The 3,523-nt window shown below is 69.6% G+C and carries 3 protein-coding genes and 1 tRNA gene; all 4 read left to right on the plus strand.

Annotated features, from left to right (window positions below):
* A partial coding sequence (locus tag ACK4ZD_RS15370) for a DUF4390 domain-containing protein (RefSeq protein WP_409664050.1) occupies positions 1-375 on the plus strand: 375 nt, incomplete at its 5' end.
* A gap of 22 nt (positions 376-397) precedes the next feature.
* A complete protein-coding gene (locus tag ACK4ZD_RS15375) occupies positions 398-2,692 on the plus strand; it encodes an ATP-binding protein (RefSeq protein ID WP_409664052.1) in 2,295 nt (764 codons plus the stop codon).
* Positions 2,693-2,700: 8 nt separating this feature from the next.
* A complete protein-coding gene (locus tag ACK4ZD_RS15380; protein ID WP_409664055.1) occupies positions 2,701-3,384 on the plus strand; it encodes a response regulator in 684 nt (227 codons plus the stop codon).
* A gap of 46 nt (positions 3,385-3,430) precedes the next feature.
* Positions 3,431-3,506: transfer RNA gene (locus tag ACK4ZD_RS15385), tRNA-Phe, on the plus strand.
* Positions 3,507-3,523 lie beyond the last annotated feature (17 nt).

Genomic DNA, 3,523 nt, shown 5'->3' on the forward strand with positions numbered 1-3,523 from the left:
GGCGTGCCGCTGCATTTCGAGGCCGAGGTGAGCACCTACCGCAGCCGCTGGTACTGGCGCGACCTGCGCGTGGCCTCGGCCAGCCTGTCCTGGCGCATCACCTACCAGCCGCTCACGCGCCGCTACCGTGTGCAGTCCGGGGCCTTCAGCCAGCAGTTCGAATCCTTGCATGAGGCCCTGGGGACCATGCACCGCACGGCGGGCTGGAAGATCGCCGACCGCTCGCGCCTGGCCGCGGGTGAGCGCCATTACGCCGAGCTGGTCTTCCGCCTGGACACGAGCCAGTTGCCGCGGCCCTTCCAGATCGGCATCGGCGGCCAGTCGCAATGGGACCTCGCCGCCCAGAGCGTGCTGGTGATCCCCGACCGCCCCTGAGCCGCGCCCCAGGAGACCGGCCGTGACCAAAGCCACCCGTTGGGCCTGGATCCTGTCCAGTGTGGCCGTCTCCGGCGCGGCGCTGGTGCTGATGTTCCTGCTTGCGCTGGCCAGCGACAACCGCCGGCTCTACGAGCAGCACTACGGCTGGCTGCTCGGCCTGAACGCCGTCATCGCCTCGGTGCTCATCCTGGCCATCGCGATCGCCGCGGTGCGCCTGGCCGTGCGCGTGCGCCGCGGCAAGTTCGGCTCGCGGCTGCTGGCCAAGCTGGCCGGCATCTTCGCCCTGGTGGGCGTGATCCCCGGCGTGCTGCTCTACACCGTGAGCTACCAGTTCGTGGCCAACAGCATCGACTCGTGGTTCGACGTCGAGGTCGAAGGGGCCCTGGATGCCGGCCTGAACCTCGGCCGCGTCACCCTCGACACCCTGGTCAACGACTTCGCGGCCAAGACCCGGGCCGCCGCCGACCGGCTGGCCGACGCCGGCGGCGGGGCGAGCGCGCTGGCGCTGGAGCGCATCCGCGAGCAGCTCGCCGCCGAGGACACCGCCCTGCTCGATGGTGCGGGCCAGATCCTGGTCAGCGCCGGCCTGTCGCGCGAGGCCCTGGCGCCCGAGCGGCCGCCGGCCGCGCTGCTGCGCCAGGCGCGCATCCAGCGCATTGCCACCCAGCTCGAGGGTCTGGACGAGGACGCCGGCACCCCGCGCATCCGCGCCGTGGCCTACGTGGCCACGGTGGGCTTTCGCCTCACGCCCGAGGACCGCTACCTGCAGGCCACCCAGCGGCTGCCCGCCACCCTGGCGGCCAACGCCCTGGCCGTGCAGAACGCCTACCGCGAGTACCAGCAGCGCGCCCTCGCGCGCGAAGGCCTCAAGCGCATGTACCTGGGCACGCTCACGCTGGCGCTCATCCTGGCCGTCTTCGGCGCGGTGCTGCTCGCCGTCGCCCTGGGCAACCAGCTCGCCCGCCCGTTGCTGCTGCTGGCCGAAGGCGTGCGCCAGGTGGCCCGCGGCGACCTCACGCCCAAACCGGTCTTCACCTCGCGCGACGAACTCGGCGGCCTCACACGCTCGTTTGCCGACATGACCCAGCAACTGTCCGACGCACGGGCGCTCGTCCAGCACAGCCTGAGCGAACTCGAGGGCGCCAAGACCAATCTGCAGACCATCCTTGACAACCTCACCGCCGGGGTGATCGTCTTCGATGCCGACGGCCGCATCGACACCGTCAACCCCAGTGCCACGCGCATCCTGCGTCTGCCGCTGGGGGCCTACCACGGCCGGGCGCTGGCCGAGGTGCCCGGCCTGCAGGACTTCGCCACCGCGATCGACCAGCAGTTCGAACAGCATGCCGCCGGCAACGAGGGCGGCGAGCGCGACCACTGGCAGCAGTCCTTCGAGCTGGCGGGCACCGACGCCGGCGTCGAGCGCGAGCCCATGACCTTGCTCGTGCGGGGCGCCTGGCTGCCGCAGCAGGCGCGGCTCATCGTCTTCGACGACATCACCGAAGTCATGTCGGCCCAGCGCTCCATCGCCTGGGCCGAGGTGGCCCGACGCCTGGCCCACGAGATCAAGAACCCGCTCACACCCATCCAGCTCTCGGCCGAGCGGCTGCAGCACAAGCTCGAGACCAAGCTCGACGACCCCGACCGCCAGCTCCTGTCCAAGGCCGTGGGCACTATCGTCAGCCAGGTGGGCAGCATGAAGCAGCTCGTCAACGAATTCCGCGACTATGCCCGCCTGCCCTCGGCCCAGCTGCACCCGATCGACCTCAACGCCCTGGTCGGCGAAGTGCTCGTGCTGTATGGCTCGGTGCAGGAAGAGGGCCGGCTGAAGGTCGACCTCGAGCCCGGCCTGCCTGCGATCCTGGGCGATGCCACCCAGTTGCGCCAGGTGATCCACAACCTGCTGCAAAATGCCCTGGACGCCGTGGCCGACCGCCCCCAGGGCCAGGTGCGGGTGCACACGGAGGCGGCACGCACCGACACCGGCGAGCTGCGCGCGGTGCGTCTGGTCGTGGCCGACAACGGGCCGGGCTTCCTCGACAAGGTGCTCAAACGCGCCTTCGAGCCCTATGTCACTACCAAGAGCAAGGGCACCGGCCTGGGCCTGGCCGTGGTGAAAAAGATCTGCGACGAACATGCCGCGCGCATCCGCCTGACCAACCTCACCAGCTCCGAAGGGCTGGGCGGCGCAGAGCGAGGGAAGAACCCCGACGTGAGAGGGGCCCAAGTTTCGATATCATTTTCCAGGTTTGCGCCCGTCCAGGAGGACGGCCGTGACGACACCGCAACCCCAGGTGCCCGCCCAGGGGCCTGACCACCCGCATGGCCACCATACTTGTAGTAGACGACGAGCTCGGCATCCGCGCATTGCTGTCGGAGATCCTGGCCGACGAGGGGCACACCGTGGAGCTGGCCGAGAACGCCGCCCAGGCGCGTGCCCTGCGCGAGCAGATGCAGCCCGATCTCGTGCTGCTCGACATCTGGATGCCCGACGTCGACGGCATCACCCTGCTCAAGGAATGGGGGGCCTGCGGGCAGCTCACGATGCCGGTGATCATGATGTCGGGGCACGGCACCATCGACACCGCCGTGGAAGCCACCAAGCACGGTGCGATGGCCTTCCTGGAAAAGCCCATCACGCTGCAGAAGCTGCTGCGCGCCGTGGAGCAGGGCCTGGCGCGCCAAACCCCGCGTCCCGCGGCGCCGCCGCTGGTGGCCCCGTCGATCGTGCGCGAGCGTGCGCCCGACGGCGTGAACCACACCGCCCCCGTGGCCGGCGGCCTGCCGGCGGGCCCTCAGGCCGAGCAGGTCTTCGTGCTCGACCGTCCCCTGCGCGAAGCGCGCGACGCCTTCGAGAAGGCCTACTTCGAGTTCCATCTCGCCAAAGAACACGGCAGCATGACCCGTGTGGCTGAAAAGACCGGCCTGGAGCGCACCCATCTGTACCGCAAGCTCAAGCAGCTCGGTGTAGACCTGTCACGCAACAAGCGCGCCGCAGGCAACTGAGCCCCGCTGAACCTGCGTGGATTCCTGCTATACTCCAAATCTTTCCGGCCAAGTAGCTCAGTTGGTAGAGCAGCGGACTGAAAATCCGCGTGTCGGTGGTTCGATTCCGCCCTTGGCCACCACCCTTCCACGCCCAACC

The organism is Caldimonas sp., assembly GCF_046291045.1.
In the GTDB taxonomy this organism is placed as follows: Bacteria; Pseudomonadota; Gammaproteobacteria; order Burkholderiales; family Burkholderiaceae_C; genus Caldimonas.